The organism is Gallibacterium salpingitidis, assembly GCF_030517105.1.
GTDB classification, from domain to species: domain Bacteria; phylum Pseudomonadota; class Gammaproteobacteria; order Enterobacterales; family Pasteurellaceae; genus Gallibacterium; species Gallibacterium salpingitidis.
The window spans coordinates 2,581,295-2,601,191 of record NZ_CP103875.1; the positions used below are offsets into that span (position 1 = coordinate 2,581,295).

At 37.6% G+C, this 19,897-nt stretch carries 14 protein-coding genes; 7 read left to right on the forward strand and 7 right to left on the reverse strand.

Annotated elements, in window-relative coordinates:
- The first annotated feature begins 13 nt into the window (after nucleotides 1-13).
- From rraB to NYR30_RS12345, 7 genes are all read left to right on the forward strand, one after another.
- A complete protein-coding gene (gene rraB / locus NYR30_RS12315) occupies nucleotides 14-415 on the forward strand; it encodes a ribonuclease E inhibitor RraB (RefSeq protein ID WP_066103986.1) in 402 nt (133 codons plus the stop codon).
- A gap of 2 nt (nucleotides 416-417) precedes the next feature.
- The gene (locus NYR30_RS12320; RefSeq protein ID WP_066113372.1) at nucleotides 418-972 is read left to right on the forward strand and encodes a DNA topoisomerase family protein; all 555 of its coding nucleotides are present in this window, start codon (nucleotides 418-420) and stop codon (nucleotides 970-972) included.
- On the forward strand, nucleotides 956-1,519 hold the full coding sequence (gene tsaC, locus NYR30_RS12325) for an L-threonylcarbamoyladenylate synthase type 1 TsaC (RefSeq protein WP_066113370.1): 564 nt from the start codon (nucleotides 956-958) through the stop codon (nucleotides 1,517-1,519). Before NYR30_RS12320 ends, tsaC begins: the two co-directional genes overlap by 17 nt.
- A gap of 8 nt (nucleotides 1,520-1,527) precedes the next feature.
- The gene (aroE, locus tag NYR30_RS12330; RefSeq protein ID WP_066113368.1) at nucleotides 1,528-2,352 is read left to right on the forward strand and encodes a shikimate dehydrogenase; all 825 of its coding nucleotides are present in this window, start codon (nucleotides 1,528-1,530) and stop codon (nucleotides 2,350-2,352) included.
- Nucleotides 2,353-2,501: 149 nt separating this feature from the next.
- Nucleotides 2,502-4,235, forward strand: a complete 1,734-nt coding sequence (locus NYR30_RS12335) for a ShlB/FhaC/HecB family hemolysin secretion/activation protein (protein ID WP_066113366.1) — start codon at nucleotides 2,502-2,504, stop codon at nucleotides 4,233-4,235.
- A gap of 11 nt (nucleotides 4,236-4,246) precedes the next feature.
- On the forward strand, nucleotides 4,247-11,866 hold the full coding sequence (locus NYR30_RS12340) for a two-partner secretion domain-containing protein (RefSeq protein WP_302501238.1): 7,620 nt from the start codon (nucleotides 4,247-4,249) through the stop codon (nucleotides 11,864-11,866).
- A gap of 1 nt (nucleotide 11,867) precedes the next feature.
- Nucleotides 11,868-12,248 carry a hypothetical protein gene (locus tag NYR30_RS12345; RefSeq protein WP_302501239.1) on the forward strand — a complete coding sequence of 127 codons (381 nt, stop codon included), beginning with the start codon at nucleotides 11,868-11,870 and terminating at the stop codon, nucleotides 12,246-12,248.
- A 67-nt stretch (nucleotides 12,249-12,315) separates the two neighbouring features.
- Here NYR30_RS12345 and NYR30_RS12350 read toward each other — a convergent pair whose 3' ends face one another.
- The 7 genes from NYR30_RS12350 to fmt form a co-directional block, all read right to left on the reverse strand.
- Nucleotides 12,316-13,482 carry an MFS transporter gene (locus NYR30_RS12350; RefSeq protein ID WP_302501240.1) on the reverse strand — a complete coding sequence of 389 codons (1,167 nt, stop codon included), beginning with the start codon at nucleotides 13,480-13,482 and terminating at the stop codon, nucleotides 12,316-12,318.
- A 53-nt stretch (nucleotides 13,483-13,535) separates the two neighbouring features.
- The gene (locus NYR30_RS12355; protein WP_066105320.1) at nucleotides 13,536-14,066 is read right to left on the reverse strand and encodes a TIGR00645 family protein; all 531 of its coding nucleotides are present in this window, start codon (nucleotides 14,064-14,066) and stop codon (nucleotides 13,536-13,538) included.
- Nucleotides 14,067-14,077: 11 nt separating this feature from the next.
- Entirely contained in the window at nucleotides 14,078-14,479 is a 402-nt protein-coding gene (mscL, locus tag NYR30_RS12360) for a large-conductance mechanosensitive channel protein MscL (RefSeq protein WP_302501243.1), read from the reverse strand.
- 113 nt (nucleotides 14,480-14,592) lie between these two features.
- The gene (locus NYR30_RS12365) at nucleotides 14,593-16,035 is read right to left on the reverse strand and encodes a TrkH family potassium uptake protein (protein WP_302501244.1); all 1,443 of its coding nucleotides are present in this window, start codon (nucleotides 16,033-16,035) and stop codon (nucleotides 14,593-14,595) included.
- Nucleotides 16,036-16,050: 15 nt separating this feature from the next.
- Nucleotides 16,051-17,427 (reverse strand): Trk system potassium transporter TrkA, encoded by a 1,377-nt coding sequence (gene trkA / locus NYR30_RS12370; RefSeq protein ID WP_302501245.1) that lies wholly within the window; start codon nucleotides 17,425-17,427, stop codon nucleotides 16,051-16,053.
- Nucleotides 17,428-17,438: 11 nt separating this feature from the next.
- Nucleotides 17,439-18,758 carry a 16S rRNA (cytosine(967)-C(5))-methyltransferase RsmB gene (rsmB, locus tag NYR30_RS12375; protein ID WP_302501246.1) on the reverse strand — a complete coding sequence of 440 codons (1,320 nt, stop codon included), beginning with the start codon at nucleotides 18,756-18,758 and terminating at the stop codon, nucleotides 17,439-17,441.
- Nucleotides 18,759-18,760: 2 nt separating this feature from the next.
- Nucleotides 18,761-19,720, reverse strand: coding sequence for a methionyl-tRNA formyltransferase (gene fmt, locus NYR30_RS12380; protein WP_302501247.1), 960 nt, complete (start codon nucleotides 19,718-19,720; stop codon nucleotides 18,761-18,763).
- Between the last annotated feature and the right edge of the window lie 177 nt (nucleotides 19,721-19,897).

The window sequence follows — 19,897 nt, forward strand, 5'->3', positions numbered from 1 at the left end:
AGAGGCTTTAACTATGTCCGCACTTACCGCTTTGCAGCAAGAAACTAGAGAAATTATTGATCAACTTTTAAATGACGGCAGCGATCCTGATGCGTTATATATTATTGAACACCATATTTCTCATCACGACTTCGATAAATTAGAAAAAATCGCAGTAGAAGCATTTAAATTAGGTTATGAAGTATCAGAAGCCGAAGAGTTAGAAACAGAAGATGATACTGAAGTTTACTGTTTTGATATTATTAGTGAAATCGCTCTAAAAGCCGAACTGATTGATGCACAACAAGCGGAATTGCTGCCAATGATTAAAAAACATCAAGGGACTTATGACGGTTGGGGCACCTATTTTGAAGATCCTAATGATGATGAAGATGAATATGGTGAAGACGGCGAATTTTTCGATGATGAAGATTAATTATGCGTGATACACTTTTTACAGCACAAAAGTCTGTCGAAAAATGCCCGCAATGTGGGCATTTTTTACAATTAAAGCGTGGCAAAAAAGGACTATTTTTAGGTTGCAGCCAATACCCTGAATGCGATTATCTTCGCCCCTTGCATTCACAAACTTTGGGCGAAATTCTAAAAGTATTGCCGGAACAATGCCCTGAATGTTCACATTCACTAGTATTACGCCGCGGTCAATTTGGCATGTTTATCGGTTGCAGCAATTACCCACAATGCCATTTTATTGTGAATGATGAACCAGAGAAAAACGATTATCAGCCGGTTACTTGCCCAGCGTGCCGACAAGGTCAGCTTATTGCTAAACGCGGCGCTAAAGGGAAGGTCTTTTTTGCTTGTAACCATTATCCACAATGCCGCTTTAATGTTGCACAACAACCAATAGAAAAAAGCTGTCCGAAATGTCATTTTCCATTAGTATTTCTAAAAAAAATGACCGATCAACAAATTAGTTATCAATGTTTAAATAGAAGTTGTAAACATATTTTTTATGAATCAAATGAATAACTTAGACTATATTATTACGCAATTAAAGCAAGGCGAAGTTATCGCTTATCCAACTGAAGCTGTTTTCGGTTTAGGATGTGATCCTTTTAACGATAATGCGATAAAAAAATTATTAGCACTTAAACAACGCCCTGTTGAAAAAGGATTAATCTTAATTGCACCAACATTAAATTATTTCGATCAAATTATTGATTTTGCAAAGATTTCTACAGAACAATTACAACGTTTGCAACAAATTTATCAACGTCCAACAACTTGGATCGTACCGGTTAAATCCACTGTTTCATCTTTATTAACCGGAAAATTTCATAGTATTGCGATTCGTTTATGCCAACATCCTGCAGTAGTGCAACTTTGCCAACAAGCTAATATGCCGATCACTTCAACAAGCGCTAATTTATCTGGGCAGCCGCCTTGCCGTCATTATCAAGAAGTGTTGGCTCAATTTGGTGAAGATTTTCCTGTCCTGGAAGCGGAAGTAGGCACAGCAAAAAATCCATCAGAAATTCGTGATCTCTTTACTAATCAAATCGTTCGACAAGGATAATAATTATTATGCAGCAACATCAGTATGCCGTCTGGGGTAACCCTATCGCACAAAGCAAATCCCCGCTGACTCACAAACTATTTGCACAACAAACTGCCAAAAACCTCACTTATATTGCCAAATTAGGTGATTTAGACCAGTTTGAACAACAGCTAATGCAATTTTTCCAACAAGGTGCTAATGGTTGCAACATCACTGCACCATTTAAAGAACGCGCCTTTGCTTTAGCAAATCAACATAGTGAACGTTGCCAGCTTGCACAAGCTTGTAACACTTTAAAACGATTAGCTGATGGCTCACTCTACGCGGATAACACTGATGGCGCCGGTTTGGTAACCCATTTACAACATTTAGGTTGGTTGCAGCCCCAACAGAAAATTTTATTATTGGGTGCTGGCGGAGCAACAAAAGGAGTACTTTTTCCACTATTACAAGCGCAACAAAAAATTGTCTTAGCGAATCGTACTCTAGAGAAAGCAATTGATTTAGCTGAAAAATTTTCCGCTTATGGTGAAATTACTGCCACCACTCTAACCGAAATTCCAGCGCAATCCTTTGATTTAGTCATTAATGCCACTTCAAGCGGATTACATGGTCAAGTTGCGCCAATTGCCGATAACATATTACTTCAATGCAGTCATATTTATGATATGCAATACACACCAAATGGAGTAACGCCATTTATTCAACATTGCCAAAATTTAGGGATTAAGCAATGCAGTGATGGTTTAGGAATGTTAGTTGCACAAGCTGCTCATGCATTCTATTTATGGGAAGGCGTTATGCCTGAAATCGATCAGCTCTTGGCTAATCGGGAATGGTTACATCAGTAAGAATAGTGTGGCTGATGCCACACTATATTCCAGTCTTATAATTTTTTTCATTTTTACGACACAACTCGCAACTTTTCATCCAATCTCTTGGGGATTCAATATATCAACCTACAATCGAGCCACTCTATTTTGTTCGTTAGGTGGTGGCGATGCACAACAGATTGACTCTTTCACTGATAGTATTTTTCTTTCCATTAACTGGTATTGCTGCACAATCCGTTGTACATGCAGATCAACAGTTCCAACGTCAACAATTAGAGCAGCAACAGAAACTTGAGCAACTCACTGAAACACCGGCAGTACGCTTATCAACAGAACACCTTACTGTTAATGATACAAATACAGCTATATCGAATACGCCTTGTTTTCCAATTCAACACATTGATTTTATTGACTATGATGTGCAATCTTCATCAACTAAACCAGAAATTTCACCCAGCCGATTTTCTACGTTACTCCAAAATGGCACTACATTACCAATCTGCCTAACAGAACAAACTCTCAATCAATTACTGACACAATGGCAAAATAAACTCATTGATCGCGGTTTTATTACCACTAGAGTGTTGGTTCAACCACAAGATTTACGCCAAGGTAAATTAACCGTTACTGTCGTATTAGGTCGAATTAGCAGATTACAGTTACAAGATCAAAGCGAATTCCCAAAAGCCACTAATGCTACAATCTGGTTTGCTATGCCAATGAAACAGGGAGATCTGTTAAATTTACGTGATTTGGAAACTGGCTTAGAAAATTTACGGCGTAATTCTTCGGTGAAAGCCAATATTGAATTATTTGCTCATCCAGAACAAATTGGTGGTACTGATGTCGTCATTGCATTTCAACAAGGTAATCCTTTTTCCTTCACACTCTCTTTAGATGATGCTGGCAGCAAAGCTACTGGTCGTTTTCAAGCAAGTGCAGCGTTATCGGCAGAAAATCTATTTTCTTGGAATGATCTACTTTATGGTAGTGTCACTCGTAGTATCAAAACCAATAACGATGATAATAAAGAGGATCATGGCAGCCAGAATCTTAGTTTTTATTATGCTTTACCTTGGAAAAACTGGTTATTCACCCTTTCCCATTCAACCTTTAATTACCACCAAACCATACCAGGTGCTTTTGAAAAAATAGAATATTCAGGTAAAAGTATTCAATGGCAGGCGAATTTAAGTCGTTTACTCTATCGAGATGCACAACGTAAAACCACACTTACTGCAGGTTTCTGGTCAAGACGATCTTTTAACTATGTTGATGGCGACGAATTAGCTATTCAACGCAGACGTATGGCAGGTTGGCAAGCTCATTTAAACCATACCGAATATTTAGGTAATGCAATTTGGCAATTTCAACTTGGCTATAAACAAGGTACTGGTGCAGATCGCGCTTTAGCTGCACCAGAAGAATTATTTAATGAAGGTACCTCTCGTCCCAAAATTTTCAATGCAAAAATTCAATTCACCTATCCATTTATGCTTGGTAAACAACCTTGGCAACTACACAGTGAATGGCAAGCACAATGGAATAAAACTCCGTTAATTCAACAAGATAAATTTAGTATTGGTGGTCGTTATACTGTTCGTGGTTTCGATGGGGAATTAACCTTATCGGGCGAACATGGTTGGTTTTGGCGCAATGAATTAGCCTGGAATATTGCTAATCGAGGACATCAGCTGTATTTCGCACTTGATCATGGTCGTGTTGATGGACGCAGCACCGAAGATCTTTTAGGTAAACAACTCACTGGCGGTGCTATTGGTTTAAAAGGAAAATTGTTTGGTTTCAATTACGACGTTTTTGCTGGAGCACCAATCAATAAACCGCAAGGTTTTCAAACATCCCGTATTACCACAGGCTTTAATCTTAGTTATCAGTTTTAGCGGAGGATCTTATGTTTAACACCAACTTCCCTTATCGCTTAACACCTTTAGCTACAAATTTATTTGGTTTATTCGGTTATTTTTTTATCTCAACAGTCTCAGCTGAACAACTTGCCATATTGCCAGATAAAAATGCCCCTATTGCACAGCGTCCTACGGTAGTAAACACAGCAAATGGGATTCCACAAGTCAATATTCAAACTCCCAACAGTAAAGGATTATCTCATAATAAATATCGTCAATTCGATGTTGGTCAAAAAGGGGCAATCTTAAATAACGGTCGTAAAAACAGTGAAACTCAGCTTGCTGGTTGGGTGCAAGCCAACCCTAATTTATTAGCTGGCGAAGCCAAAATTATTCTTAATGAAGTGAATAGCTTACGTCCTAGCGAACTAAAAGGTTATATCGAAGTTGCAGGACAAAAAGCTGAAGTGATAATCGCTAATCCTAATGGTATTCATTGTGATAGCTGCGGCACTATTAACGCTAATCGCACAACATTAACCACTGGTAAACCCCACATTCAACAGCAAGAAATCACGCATTATCGAGTCAATAACGGCAAGATTGCTATTACGGGAAAAGGTTTAGATAGTTCACGTTCAGACTATACCGATATTATTGCGAAAAATGTGCAAATTGATGCTGGTGTTTGGGCAAAAGAATTAACCGTCATTACGGGAGAAAATCAAATCATTCCTCACGCTACAACCCAAAATGGCGTCGTATATATTGGTAATCACAATAAATCTACAACGGAAACACATTATTCAGTCGATGTAAGTCATTTAGGTGGTATGTATGCTGGACAAATTAGACTCATTGATAACACAGATGGTCTAGGGGTACGCAATGCAGGACATATTGGTGCGGCGGCTGGTGAAGTAAAAATTACTACTACAGGAGAATTGATTAATACTGGATATATTGGCGCTCCTCAAGATATTACTTTGCAAAGCCAACATCAAATCGGAAATACAGGAACAGTTTATACTCAACAAGGAAATCTGCAAGCTACCAGTAAACAGAAAGGGATTCAGCAACAAGGCAGTTTGATTGCCAAAGGAAAAGCACAAGGTAAAGGCAATATCACCCTGAAAGCCAAAGAAACCATCAGCCAATCCGGTGAGAGTTTGGCGGAAAGTGATATTGCTTATCAGGCAAAAAATATTAACGCCTCAACAACCTCTGTACTGGCGGCAGGTGTACGTTTTACGCCAACCGCAACAACAGAAGAGAAAACGATTAATCCACATAATGATCAAGGACAAACTCTCCACCTTGTTACCGAACAACATACCGCTGCACATGGACAAAATCTTACCTCTGATCATATCCATATTGAAGCGGCAGAGATTGATTTATCCCAAAGCCAAACCAGTGCAAATCGTCTGACATTACTCGCTAAACAAGGTGATATTACGTTAGCCAATAGTGAAATCTTTATTGATAAAACGGCAACATTGCGTACACCAATGACACTTGCGACACCTAATGCAAAATTATTGGCTAATCATTTTCTTATCCAAGCCAATTATCTCAACAATCAACAAGGTTATTGGCAACAAACCGGTACCAATCGTTTAGATTTCCTATTGGCGCAAGGATTAAATAATCAGCAAGGTGTGTTACGTACACTCGGTGATTTAAATTACCAAGGTGCTCACTTTAATAATCAACAAGGTGTGGTGACTACACCACAATCCTTATACTTGAATACACAACAGCATACTTTTAATAACCAAGCTGGTTTAGTCTCCGCACAACAAGATATTCAACTCATTACGAACATCCTACAAAATCAACAAGGGACAATACAAAGTCAGCACCATTTAACCATTACTGCACCCAATTTAACTAACCAACAAAAGGGTAAATTATTAGCGGTTGAACAACTATCTATTACTTCTCAACAACTTGATAATCAAACTGGGCTTATCCAAGCTAATCAAGTAACTATTGCCACCCAACAACTCGATAACCGAGCAGGGTTTCTCAAAGCCAAGCAAGCGGAGATCACTGCACAGCAACAAGTCAATAATCAGGCCATTAATCCAACCGGCTCTTTATTCCAAGCAGCCACTTTACGTATTACCACGCCAACACTGTTGAACCAACAAACCAAAGCACAAAGCGAAACGCCAACACAAGGGTTAATTGCAGATACTTTGCAGATTAAAACCGATCAATGGTTTAACCAGTCTGGTGGTGCTTATGTGAGTCAGGCACTCAATGCCACAGTGGCTAAGTTACTCAATAACCAACAAGGTGAGTTGTTGTCATTAAATAGGCTAAAAGTAAAAGGTAATCAGCTACAACTCGATAATCAGCAAGGTGTAATAGAAAGTCATGGCAATTTAACCTTAGACTTAAAACAGTGGGAAATCATCGGGCAGGTAAAAAGTGCGGCTAATGCAAAACTCTCAATTCATAATGACTTCCGCTTAGATACGCCAATTACTGTCGATGGTAAACTGACTCTAAAAGTCGATAACCATTTTGCCAATCAAACACAACTCGTTACCGGAAAAGGGTTAACGATTGAAGCAAAATCCATTGAAAATCCAGTGCAAAGTGAATTAAGTTCCCAAAAAACGCTGTTAAAAACCGAGTATTTGCTTAATCGAGGTTTAATTGATGGCGTCAAAAATATTATTTTTGCTAATCAATTAGATAATCTTGGCAGCGGTAGAATTTATGGTGATCAATTAGCAATTCAATCACATACACTCAATAATCTCCTGGCAGCCGAACAATCCGCGACGATTGCCGCACGCGAACGGCTAGATCTCGGTGTAGGTACCCTAACTAATTACGATCATGCTCTAATTTTAAGTCAAGGCAATCTCTATATCGGTGGTGCATTGGATGATCGTTATCATGCCACTGGACAAGCGACTTTTGTGGATAATGGTAGTGCAACAATTGAAGCATTAGGAAATGGTAATATCAATACGCAACGCTTATGGAACCATGATTTACACTTACGTCTTGGTATTCACACAGATAAAGAAAAATTCGAAGAATATGCGCAAAATAATAATAGTCGACGTTATCGTCAAGGCGTTGAGGGCGAATTGGATTGGACAAGAAAAAGCAGAAAAGCGTGGTTTGCCTTTTATGATGGCAGCCGTAGTCCCTCTCAAAATGATTGGTTTGGTTGGGAATATACCAGAACAACGGATACTACTACCATCGAACATCGCGACCCCGCTAAAATTTTGATTGCAGGCAATCTTTCACTTAATGGTAATCAACTTCACAACCAATATAGCCAAATTTTAGTGGGGAAAGCATTAACCTTAGGCGAACAACGATTTAGGAAAAATACTAAAAATGAAACCTTAACAGCCAATAATGTTCAATTAATCAATGAAGATTTAATTGGTGAGATTCATCGCCGAGATGATGGTCAGAGTTTTATGAAGGTTGCTTATAAAGACAAGAATCCTATCAGACCTCGTTATGGACATCGTTCAGAGAATTATCAGGATTATCATCATATTCATCCGATTGAATATTTTAACTTTAAGATTGTAGATAACACTATCGGACAGGCTATTCAACCAACGGGAACAGCGATTCGTCAGCAAACTATTGCTCAACAAGCCGCATTAAATAATTTACAGGTGGATTTCACCCAAAGTACACCATTGAGTGCAGTACCTCACGTACGTGCAGTATTACCGAATCAATTATTGCCTCAAGCAAGTTTATATCGTTTAAATCTTGCCACTAACAGCCATGTATTAGTTGAAACCGATCCTCGCTTTACTAATCAACGCCAATGGTTAAGCTCAGATTATATGTTTGATGCCCTACGTGCAGATCCACAAACCATGTTAAAACGCCTTGGCGATGGTTATTATGAACAACGGTTAGTCAATGAGCAGATTAACCAGCTAACGGGGCAACGTTTCTTAGGTAATTACACGTCTGATTATGAGCAATATAAAGTGTTAATGGATGCCGGTATTCGTTATGCGCAACGTTATCAACTTATTCCGGGTGTTACATTAAGTGCTGCCCAAATGCAGGAATTAACCGAAGATATGGTATGGCTTGCACCACAAACTGTCACGTTAAAAGATGGTTCTCAACTTCAAGTGTTAGTTCCGCAGGTTTATCTCGTCAAACGTGATGTCGATATTCAGCCAACAGGTGCTATTATCTCTGCAAGAGAGATTGATATGGCTATGGATGGGATAGTGAAAAATAGCGGGTTGATTGCAGGACGCCATTTGACACAAATTTCTGCACAAAACTTAGAGAATTACGGCACTATCACCGCCGATCAACTGAATTTCAACATCACCAATCGTTTCTATCAACAAGGTGGAACTTTAACTGCCAATAACCTCAATTTAGCGACTAATACTATTCTGATTGAAAGTCGTTTTAGTGAGAATCAAGATAATGGCACCTTTTATCGTCGCCAACTTGATCAACAAGCACAACTGAATGTCAAAAATGATTTAACTCTTACCACACAAGGTGATGCGCAATTAAATGCAGTCAAGATAAACACTGACAATGCAACACTTTATATCGGCGGTAACTTGACATTAGGTACTCAAGCAGAAATCAATAAAGAACATTATGTTATGGATGCCGACAATTATTGGAAACTCGATCAACATAATGATATTGCGACCACATTGACAGCAAAAGGCAACACTACCTTACTCGCCCAAAAGGATATTAATTTACGTGGCACGCAGATTGATACGAAACAGGATCTTATTCTGGCTAGTCAACAAGGTGACATCCATGTCGATGCAGCACGAAAACAAGAGCAACTCTCTTCAGGCATCAAACATACGGATAAAGGTCTGCTAAGTCGTACCACTATCATGACTAAACATGATCACCAATATGATGTAGCGGAAGGTTCTCAATTAGCAGGTAATAATGTTCACCTGCTGGCAAATCAAGGCAAAGTTGCTGTTGAAGGCAGTACAATTGTTGCAGACAAAAATGTGACATTACAAGCTCAAGAACTTGATATTTCAGCGGCTAAAAATACCAGAAAAGAAGATGATTTTTATGCAAAGAAAAAATCTGGCTTAATGAGTGGTGGCAGTCTCGCTTTTACTATTGGTAGTCGCAAACAAGCTACTGACACTGCTAATCAGCAAACTTACTATCAAGGCAGTCAAATTGGTGCCTTACAAGGCGATATTTACCTTGCCGCCAATGACAGTTATCGCCAACAAGGTAGCCGTATTACTGCGGGCGAAGGTGATATCACTATTCTGGCGAAAAAAGTAGACATTACTGCCACAGAAGATAAATTTATTCACGATTATCAGCATACCTTTAAACAGAGTGGTTTAACCTTTGGCATCAATCTTCCAATAGTACAAGCTGCACAACAAATTCAACAAACGGCGAAATCAGTAGCCCAAGTTGGCGACGCCAAAGATAATCGTATTAATGCGTTAGCTGCCATTAATGCTGCCTTTGATTTAGCCAATACAGCGGATATGGTTGGTAATGTTGCCTCCGAGATAGCTAACCAAGGTGTTCAAGGTCTAACACAAAATATCGGCATTAGTGTAGGGTATGGAAAACAGAAAAATGAACAAACCATTCATACAGAAACGACAACCGCCAATCGTAGTAAAGTAAATGCTGCTGGTAAGGTTAATGTGTTAACTACTGGCGATAAAGATTCCTCTTACATTCAGATAAAAGGATCTGACATTGCAGGACAGCAAGGTACATCTTTGCTAACACAAGGCAATCTTGATATTACTGCGCAACAACAAACACATTCAGAGCAAAGCCAAAATAAATCAAGTGGTTGGAATGCTGGTGTGGCAGTAAATTATAACAGTGCTGGTGGCGTCTCTTTAGGGATTACCGCAGGCGGTAATGCTGGCAAAGGTTATAGTAATGGAGAGGAAACCACTTGGGTAAATAGCCATATTGGTGATAAACAGAGTCAAACAACACTGATTTCAGGTGAAAATCTCACTATTCAAGGCGGTCAAGTCGTTGGTGATAGTGTTAAGGTTCAAGCAGATAATCTAAATATTACCAGCCTACAAGATACGGCAACTTATCAAGGCAAACAAAAACAAACTTCCGCCCAAATGACCGTAGGTTACGGTGCTTCCTTATCAGGTAAGTATAATCAGTCTAAGATCAATGCTGATTATGCCAGTGTTAATCAACAATCAGGCATTTTAGCTGGTGATGAAGGCTTTAATGTGGACATCAACAATCATACTGATTTAAAAGGTGGAGTAATTACGGCGACTACAGCGGCAGAACAACAAGGTAAAAATCAATTCGCAACTGGTACTATCCAAGCAGAAGATCTACAAAACTATAGTGAACATCAAGGTTCAGCTCTTGCAATTGGTGGTTCTGTGGCAATGAATTTTGTTACGCCATTAGCAGATAAAGGACAAGCTCAAAGTGATAAACAAGCCACTAATAAAAAAGGTGAACCTTTATTTATTGATAAATCAGGTAAAGAAACCACAGCTAGCCACACTGCTTCTGGAGAAGCTAATCAAGCTAAATTAGCCACTGGACGAGATTCTTTTACTAGTAAAACATCAGTTGGATTAGGCAAAGATAAAGAGCGACAATCTTCTACGACAATAGCGGGGGTTGGTACGGAGAATATTGTTATTCGTGATCCTGAAGCGCAATTAAATAAAACAGGTTTATCTGTAAACGACACTATTACTAAAGTGCAAACTACACTTACCACAGATGAAGTGGAAAAAAATAGCAGCAAATTAACCAACTACTTTGATCAAGAAAAGGTGTTAAAAGAGTTAAATATCCAAGTGAAAGTTACGCAGGATTTTCGTAAAAATGCTTTTTCAACTATTGATAATTATGTTTTACCGAAACAAGCTGAATTAAGAAAACAGATTAAAGCGGCAAAAACAGAAGAAGAAAAAACTGTTTTATACCAACAAATTTATAAATTACAGTATCAAAAACGACTTCTTGAAACTGTAGTAGGTATTGTTGCTGGTTCACCAGATCTTGCAATTACACAGGGTACATTACAATTAGCCGCCACTAAAATGCGTGAAGAAAGCCTTGCCAATTCACGAAAATTTAAAGGGATTATTGATGCAAAAACAGGTGAAGTATTACGCAACGACTCTTACGATAGTGGTTATTTTGATGGTGTTAAATTAGGTGGGGTACGGATAGATTTAAATATTATTTGTAATAGTGGTATGGGAACTTGTACGCATAATAGTGATGGTTCCGTTACTTTTAATGGTGTTGATCGTTTCACTGTTTTTGATGCTATTGATCCAATCCAAAATAAGTATGCTAAGGATCTATATGGAGAAACAGGAGGATTTCAACCAATACAAGGCGAATGGAATTTACATCTAACGAAAATACCTTATGCAATTAATAGTTTCTCTGATATGTTAGTTGAATCTTATGCAGGAACACATGATTTATTAGGTGGTCAAATTTGGGGTTGGTATAACAATCAAGGAAATACTGCTGAAAAAAACTCAATACAATCTAAAGCAAGTCAAGTAACAACTATTACTGCTATTCCTGCTGCTACGCCATTTGCAATGGCGGATTTAATTTCAGCTGATATTATCGAACTTTTATCACAATTAGGAGAACATTAATATGAGAAGGTTTCTAGTTTTCCCTATTATTTTTCTATTATCAGGTTGTATATACTCTTTTTCTGATAATTGTATTCGTCCCCTTATTGCAACAGTTTCTAATGATTGTGAAAAAAACAAAGGAAAAATATATCCCAGAATTTCTAGATACCAAAAGCCATATAGTCTAGGCAAAACAGACTCACAGCAACGCTGGAAAGATGTAGTAGCCTGTGGCGGGAAATATGGAGATTATGAGAATGCTAGTACAGATAAATTAATTCCAGTTTTAAAGAAAGATTTATTTTATGAGTGTATGCTAAAAAAAGGTTATATATCTTTAACACCAGCCCAATGCGGCTACCAAAACCCAAAATGGGATACAGGAAAATGTAATTTATAAACAAACTATCGCATACAGATTATGATTCTTGCCCATCTGCTACTTATTTTATGAAGATAGGAGCAAACTAATAAAATAACTTTCTTTTTAACAATAAATAGCAAGAGGTAATTACCATAATAATCATTGCTAATATATTAACCACTAACCATCCTGCGGCATAACTCATAATAAAACCTACTGATAGCGAAGCAACTAGACTTAATAAATAGGTAATTAATGAATTCATACCTTGTAATTTATGTTTACTGCTTTCATCAGAGAGTTGATTGACAATAAATGTCCCACCAGTAAACATAAAACTCCAACCAAGCCCAACAAAGACTAAAGTAATAATATATCCCCAATAATTATCTAAAGAGAAAGCCGCAAGATTACCAAAGATAAAACAGAATGCACCTAATTGGATTAAATGAAGGGTTTTTAATTTTTCTAAGACAAACGGCAAAAATAATGCTGGCAAATACATCGCTAAAAAGTGCCATTGCAATACACTTGCACTCTGCGCCGTAGTTAATGATACATGGTGCATTGCTAATGGTACGGCATTCATAATTAACGTCATAATAGCGAAAGCAAAGGCACAACTAATAGTAGCTAGGATAAATTTTGTAGAGTAAAACAACTGCTTATCAACTACTGATGATTTTGCTTTATTGTGTTTAATCTCTTTAATAAAAATAAATAATTGCGAAATCATCGCCAAAATAAAAATAATTGTGGCAAACAAGAAAGAACCTAAAAACGGATATTGCGCAAAAAGATATTCGCCTTGAGTGGCAATAAAAGGTCCTAAAAAGCCACCAATAACACCGCTCCCAATAATTAATGCGGTAGCTCTTTTTTTCGCTAACTCAGAAGCAAAAACTTCTGCGGCAGTAAAACGATAATATTGATTAAAAATGGTAGCAGCACCTAAAATTAATGCCGCAATAACAAATAGAAAAAATGAAGAAAAATAGATCGCTGCGCAAGCCAAAATACTGCCAAATAAACCAATTACACTACCAATGATAAAAGCTTTTCGTCTGCCATAATAAGACATCAAATTAGAAGCGTAATAAACCATCACTGCGGATCCTAATACGGTTGCAGTAATTGGCAATGTCGTTAAATATGAATTAGGTGAAAGCTGTAAACCGACTAATGTTGCAGTTAAAATCAACAAAGAAATAATCGAACCTGTTAGTCCTTGCCCCAAAAATAGCGCAATTAAAGTAATATATTTCTTCATTTGATTCCTTAAAAAAATCCTCCGACTTTATACACAAGTTCGGAGGATTTTTATTAGTGATTTTTATGCGTGGTGCTATACAAAATTTTGTCAGTATAAGCGACCGCCAATGCCGAAGCCAAAAATCCTAAATGAAGGAATAATTGCCACATGATTTGTTTTTCTGGCAAATTACCGGCATTAATAAAGGTTTGCAGCATATGAATAGAGGAAATACTAATAATCGCCATTGATAGTTTTATCTTTAAGACGGAGGCATTAACATGATCCAACCATTCTGGCTGATCTGGGTGATTATCAGTATTTAATTTAGAAACAAAGGTTTCATAACCGCCTACTAACACCATCACTAATAAATTCGCAATCATTACTACATCAATAAGATTTAATACCGCCAACATAATAGTGTTTTCATCCATCTGATTAAGATTAAACACCAAATGCCATAATGATTTTAAAAATTTATAGGCATAAACAATTTGGACGACAATTAGACCAAGATAAATCGGTAATTGTACCCAACGGCTGGCAAATATCAGTTTAGCAATAAAGTTTGGTTTTACTTGTGTTGGTGTATTCTGCATAAAATCCTTAATTATTTATTTTTTAATAGATCACGAATTTCTGTTAATAATTTTTCTTCTGCTGATGGTTCAGCTGTTTTTGGTTCTTCTGCTGGTTTTTCACGTTTTAATTTATTCATTGCTTTAATTGCTACGAAAATAGCAAACGCAATGATGATAAAATCAAACACAGTTTGAATAAACATCCCATAATTTAAAGTCACTGCAGGCACATCACCAACCGCACCATGTAATACAATTTTAAGACCTTTAAAATCTACGCCGCCAACTAATAAACCAATAATTGGCATCGCTACGTCAGCGACTAACGAACTTACGATTTTACCAAATGCACCACCGATAATTACCCCGACAGCCATGTCAACAACATTACCGCGCATTGCAAATTCGCGGAATTCTTTTAAAAAACTCATTTAAATACTCCTAAATTTAACGTTAATAATAAATGTTAAAAAAACGGCGCTAATTATATTTTTATTGTGAGATTCATACAATTTTTTTACAAAAAATTTTTTCTTGTAACATCCTATTTTTTCCAGAAATGTGGGAACAATAAAACTAAAATTGTCATAATTTCTAAGCGCCCTAATAACATACCTAAAATCATTAACCATTTTGAAAAAGTTGGAATGGTTGAAAAATTTCCTGATGCACCTACCTGATTACCATATCCAGGACCGACGTTACCAATTGCTGTTGCTGCAGAACTCCAAGCGCTTTGAAAATCCATTCCTGACATTCCCATTAATACCGCCAAAATCGCCATAATCATAAAATAGCTAAAAATAAAACCGACAATACCAAATACGGTTTCACTAGATACAACATGACGATTGTAATGGACTGCTGAAATACTATTAGGATGAATTAAACGTAATATTTGATGTTTTAATACTTGGAACATAATTTGGAAACGGAAGATTTTAATACCGCCTGTTGTTGAACCTGAACAGCCACCTAAAATAAAGGCAACCGTAAAAACCATTGTGGTTGTTGCTGTCCAAGTATCAAAATTACCTAAGCTAAATCCGCATGTGGACATGATATTGATTAAATTGAAAAAAGCATAACGTAAGCTATCTTGCCAATTAAATACATTTTCATAATTTAACCAAGCGGCAGTGAATAAACCGACAATCAGCACAAATAGGGAAAATCCCATTAATTGCTGATCGCGAAATAACACGAAAATATTTTTGCGATGAATGGCTTGTACCATTAATAAAAAAGGTAATGAACCTAAGAACATAAAGAGAGTACAGATCCATTGCGTTGTACTATTGAATTCACTCATTGAACCGCTTCGTGTTGAAAAGCCACCAGTAGAAATAGTAGTGAAAGCATGATTTATCGCATCAAAGAAATCCATTTCTGACCACATATAAGCAATAGTACATGCAGTTGTTAGAAGTAAATAAATTTGGATAATACTTTTTGCGACATCTCTGGCTTGTGGCAAAAGCTTGTCAGATTTATCCGATGATTCTGTGCGGAATAGTGTCATTCCACCCACATTTAAAAATGGCAAGATCGCTACCGCCATCACAATAAATCCTAAACCTCCCATCCATTGTAAGGTTGAGCGCCACATTAACAATGCTGATGAAGTATCGCTAACATCAACAATAACACTAGAACCAGTAGTGGTTAAACCAGAAACAGTTTCAAAATAGGCATCGGTAAAACTAAAATCACTAATCACAATAAAAGGCAAAGCGCTAAATACACAACTGATTAACCATATTAATGTGGTAAGCAATAACATATCTTTAACCCGCAAGCGCATATCCTGCGGTTTCTTACGAGTCAAAATAAAGGAAACAAAATGGGTAATACCAATACAAATTAAAAAACCAACTAGCCCATCCCCATTATGAAAAAAAGTAACCACTAATGGAATAATCATTAGCCAAGCGATTTTAGAAAGGACTGAACCCAAAATATATAAGATAAATGGTCGATTAAACATAATCTGCCTATTGCCTTAAATAAAGAATGGACTTGGTTGGAATAATTTTTCAATTTCAGCCATATTCTTTTTATCTTGTAAAAATAAGATCACATGATCGTCTTCTTGAATCACCAAATCGCGCTGTGCAATTAAGACTTCACCACGACGACAAATTGCCCCAATAATCACTCCTTGCGGTAATTTCAAGCGATTTAACGGACGACCAATGACTTGTGATGTTTGTTCATTACCATGGGCAATGATTTCCAGTACTTCTGCCACGCCACGACGCAAGACCGCAACATTTACAATATCCCCCTTACGCACATAACTTAATAACGCGGAAATGGTGGCTTGTTGCGGTGAAATCGCAATATCAATCGTACCGCCTTGAACTAAATGCAAATAGGCAATCCGCTGAATTAATGAAATTGCTTTTTTTGTTCCTAATCGTTTCGCCAATAATGACGCCATAATATTGGCTTCATCATCGCTAGTTAAAGCAATAAAGGCATCAATATTTTCAATATGTTCTTCAAATAAAAAGGATTGATCCGAAGCATCTGCACAAAACACAATGGTTTTTGAGAGTTTTTCAGCTAAAAATTCTGCACGTTTTTGATTACGTTCTACTAATTTAACGCTGTAATCATTTTCCAACGTTTTTGCTAAACCAGAACCAACATTACCACCACCAACGATCATAATACGGCGATAATTTTTCTCTAAACGTTGTAATTCACTCATTACTGCTCGTAAATGCTGACTAGCACAAATGAAAGTAACTTCATCACCCGCTTCAATAATGGTTGAGCCTTGCGGACGAATCACTTTATCTTGACGCCAAATTGAAACAATGCGCGCCTCTATATGCGGTAAATGATCTTGTAATGTCGCAATCGAATAACCAACTAACGGTCCACCATAATAGGCTTTTACTACTGCCAAACTGACTAAATCATTGGCAAAATTGGCTACTTGCAGTGTTCCTGGATAATTGACTAAGCGGGCAATATCCTCAATTACAAGTTGCTCTGGTGAAATAATATGATCGATAGGAATAACATCGCTTTTAAACAATTTTTCTTTTTCGCGAATATATTCTGAATTACGAATACGGGCAATTTTAGTTGGAATTTTAAATAGCGTATAAGCTACTTCACAGGCGATCATATTCACTTCATCAGAACTGGTTACAGCGACTAACATATCTGCATCGGTTGCACCAGCCTCACGCAAGGTTCGTGGTGAAGACGCATTACCATGCACAACCCGTAAATCGTGCTTATCCTGTAACTGATTCAAGCGGTCTGCATCATTATCCACAAGGGTAATTTCATTATCTTCACTGACTAAGTTTTCTGCTAATGTGCCACCAACTTGTCCTGCACCTAAAATGATAATTTTCACAAGTTTTACCTTTAACTTTGTTTAATCAGTTTTGCGTAAAAGAAACCATCACCACTGTTTTGCGTTGGAAAACATTGGTAACCAAAACCAGTATCAATACCTGTTGTGGCTAATTGTACTGGGATCAATTTGGCATCGGTATGTGTTGCTAGAAAACGTTCAATTTGCTGGCAATTTTCCTCAGGCAAAATAGAACAAGTAGCATATAACAAAATGCCATTTGGTTTGAGTCGTTGCCATAATGCTTGCAAAATTGTTTGTTGTAAGTCTGCTAATTGAGCAATATCACTAGCTTGACGCAACCACTTAATATCTGGATGACGACGAATAACACCAGTAGCAGAACAAGGCGCATCTAATAAAATACGGTCAAACATTATCTCTGGCGCTAACCATTGTTCTGGCTTACTAGCATCGCCACAAATAATTTCTGCTTTTTGCTGCAAACGCTTTAAATTTTCTGCTACTCGCTGTAAACGACTTTGTTCTACATCTAATGCCAACACCTGAGCTTGAGGAGCAATTTCTAAAATATGTGTCGTTTTACCGCCCGGTGCCGCACAAGCGTCTAGAATACAGTGCTGGTTTTCTGGTTCTAACAATTCGCCAGCCCATTGCGCATGACGATCCTGTACACTTACCCAACCTTCTGCAAAATGTGGTAATTGATCTACACCCACTGCTTTATTTAAACATAATGCCGTCTTTGGCAACGCAATTTCACTGTCAATTTGTTGCTGATTTAATAATGTTTGATACGCCGTTTGTGAGGTATGTTGTTGATTTACTCGTAACCACATTGGCGGTTTTTGATTATTTTCATCAACGATTTGGCGCCACTGCTCTGGATAATGTTGTTTTAATAAATTCACCAACCATTCAGGGTGTAATGTCTGCCAATGCTTATCCACTATCGCCAAAATGGCTTCTTGTTCCCGTAAAAAACGACGCATTACGCCATTTACTAAACCACGAAAAGATTCAGCTTTAACAGCCTTTGTTGCATTAACAACTTCATCAACTGCTGCGTGTGCCGGGATACGGGTATAAAGTAATTGATATAAACCGACCAATAATAGGCAGTGCACAATACGAGTTTTACCTTTTAATGGTTTGGTGACTAATTTTTCAATAATACGTTCTAAACGTGGTAATACCCGACAAACGCCAAAACAAACCTCTTGCAATAACGCAATATCTTGCGCTTTTATCTGTTGTTGTGCACTAGGCAATAACGCCGATAGTGATTTACCTTGATCCAAAACTTGTAAAATCACTTCCGCCATTACGGCACGTAATGTTAATTTTTTCTCGTGTTTTTGCTGTTTCATGGTTACTCACTTACACGCTGACCAACAACAAACCAATCACTGCGTCCATTTAACAAATCTTGTGCTGACATCGGTTTCTTACCAGCCGGTTGTAATAACGTTAAATTCAGTACACCCTTCACTGTCGCTATTTGAATCCCTTGCTTATTTGCTTGCACAATCGTACCGGCAGCAACTGCTTGATGCGGTAAAACTGTCGCTTGATAGACTTTTAATGTCTGTTTCTGTTGCTGGCTATCTATTACTTCAAACCAGCTAATTGGCCAAGGATTGAAAGCACGAATACAACGTTCTAATTGTTCCGCTGATAAAGACCAATCCAATTTAGCCTCTTCTTTACTTAATTTATCTGCGTAATTGCTTAATTCATCTTGTTGTACTTCTGGCAGATATTTTCCCGATTCTAAATGATCTAGCACTTCAATTAACGCTTTTGGCCCTAGTTCTGCCAACTTAGCATAGAGTGATGCAGTAGTTTCCGTTGCGTCGATTGGACAAGCCACTTTATAAAGCATATCGCCTGTATCCAACCCTTCATTCATTTGCATAATCGTAATGCCGCTCTCTTTATCGCCAGCCCAAATAGCTCGTTGAATTGGCGCTGCCCCTCGCCAACGCGGTAATAAAGAGCCATGAACATTTAAACAACCTAAACGTGGTGTATCCAATACAGCTTTTGGCAAAATTAAACCATAAGCCACCACTACCATCACATCAGCTTCAATTTGTTGTAATTGTTGTTGTGCTTCCGCTTTACGCAATGATTTTGGTTGATAGACGGGTAAATTATTTGCTTCAGCAAGTTGTTTTACAGGGCTTGGTTGTAATTTTTTACCTCGACCAGCTGGTTTATCAGGTTGAGTATAAACAGCAACAACTTGATGTTGCGAAGATAATAGTGCTTGTAAATGTTGTGCGGCGAAATCTGGCGTACCAGCAAAAATAATCTTTAATGGTTTCATAAACTCACAACTAAAAGTAGAAAAATTGGTTCTAAATAAGCCAATTATCTTACCTTAGGGTTTTAGCAAAGGAAAGTGAACAATCGGCAGTACCACTCTGTTCTCACATAAATTTAATAATAAATAGTTTGCTTTTCCTGATTGGTTGTTATCTTTTACGCTATTTCAAGGTAAACT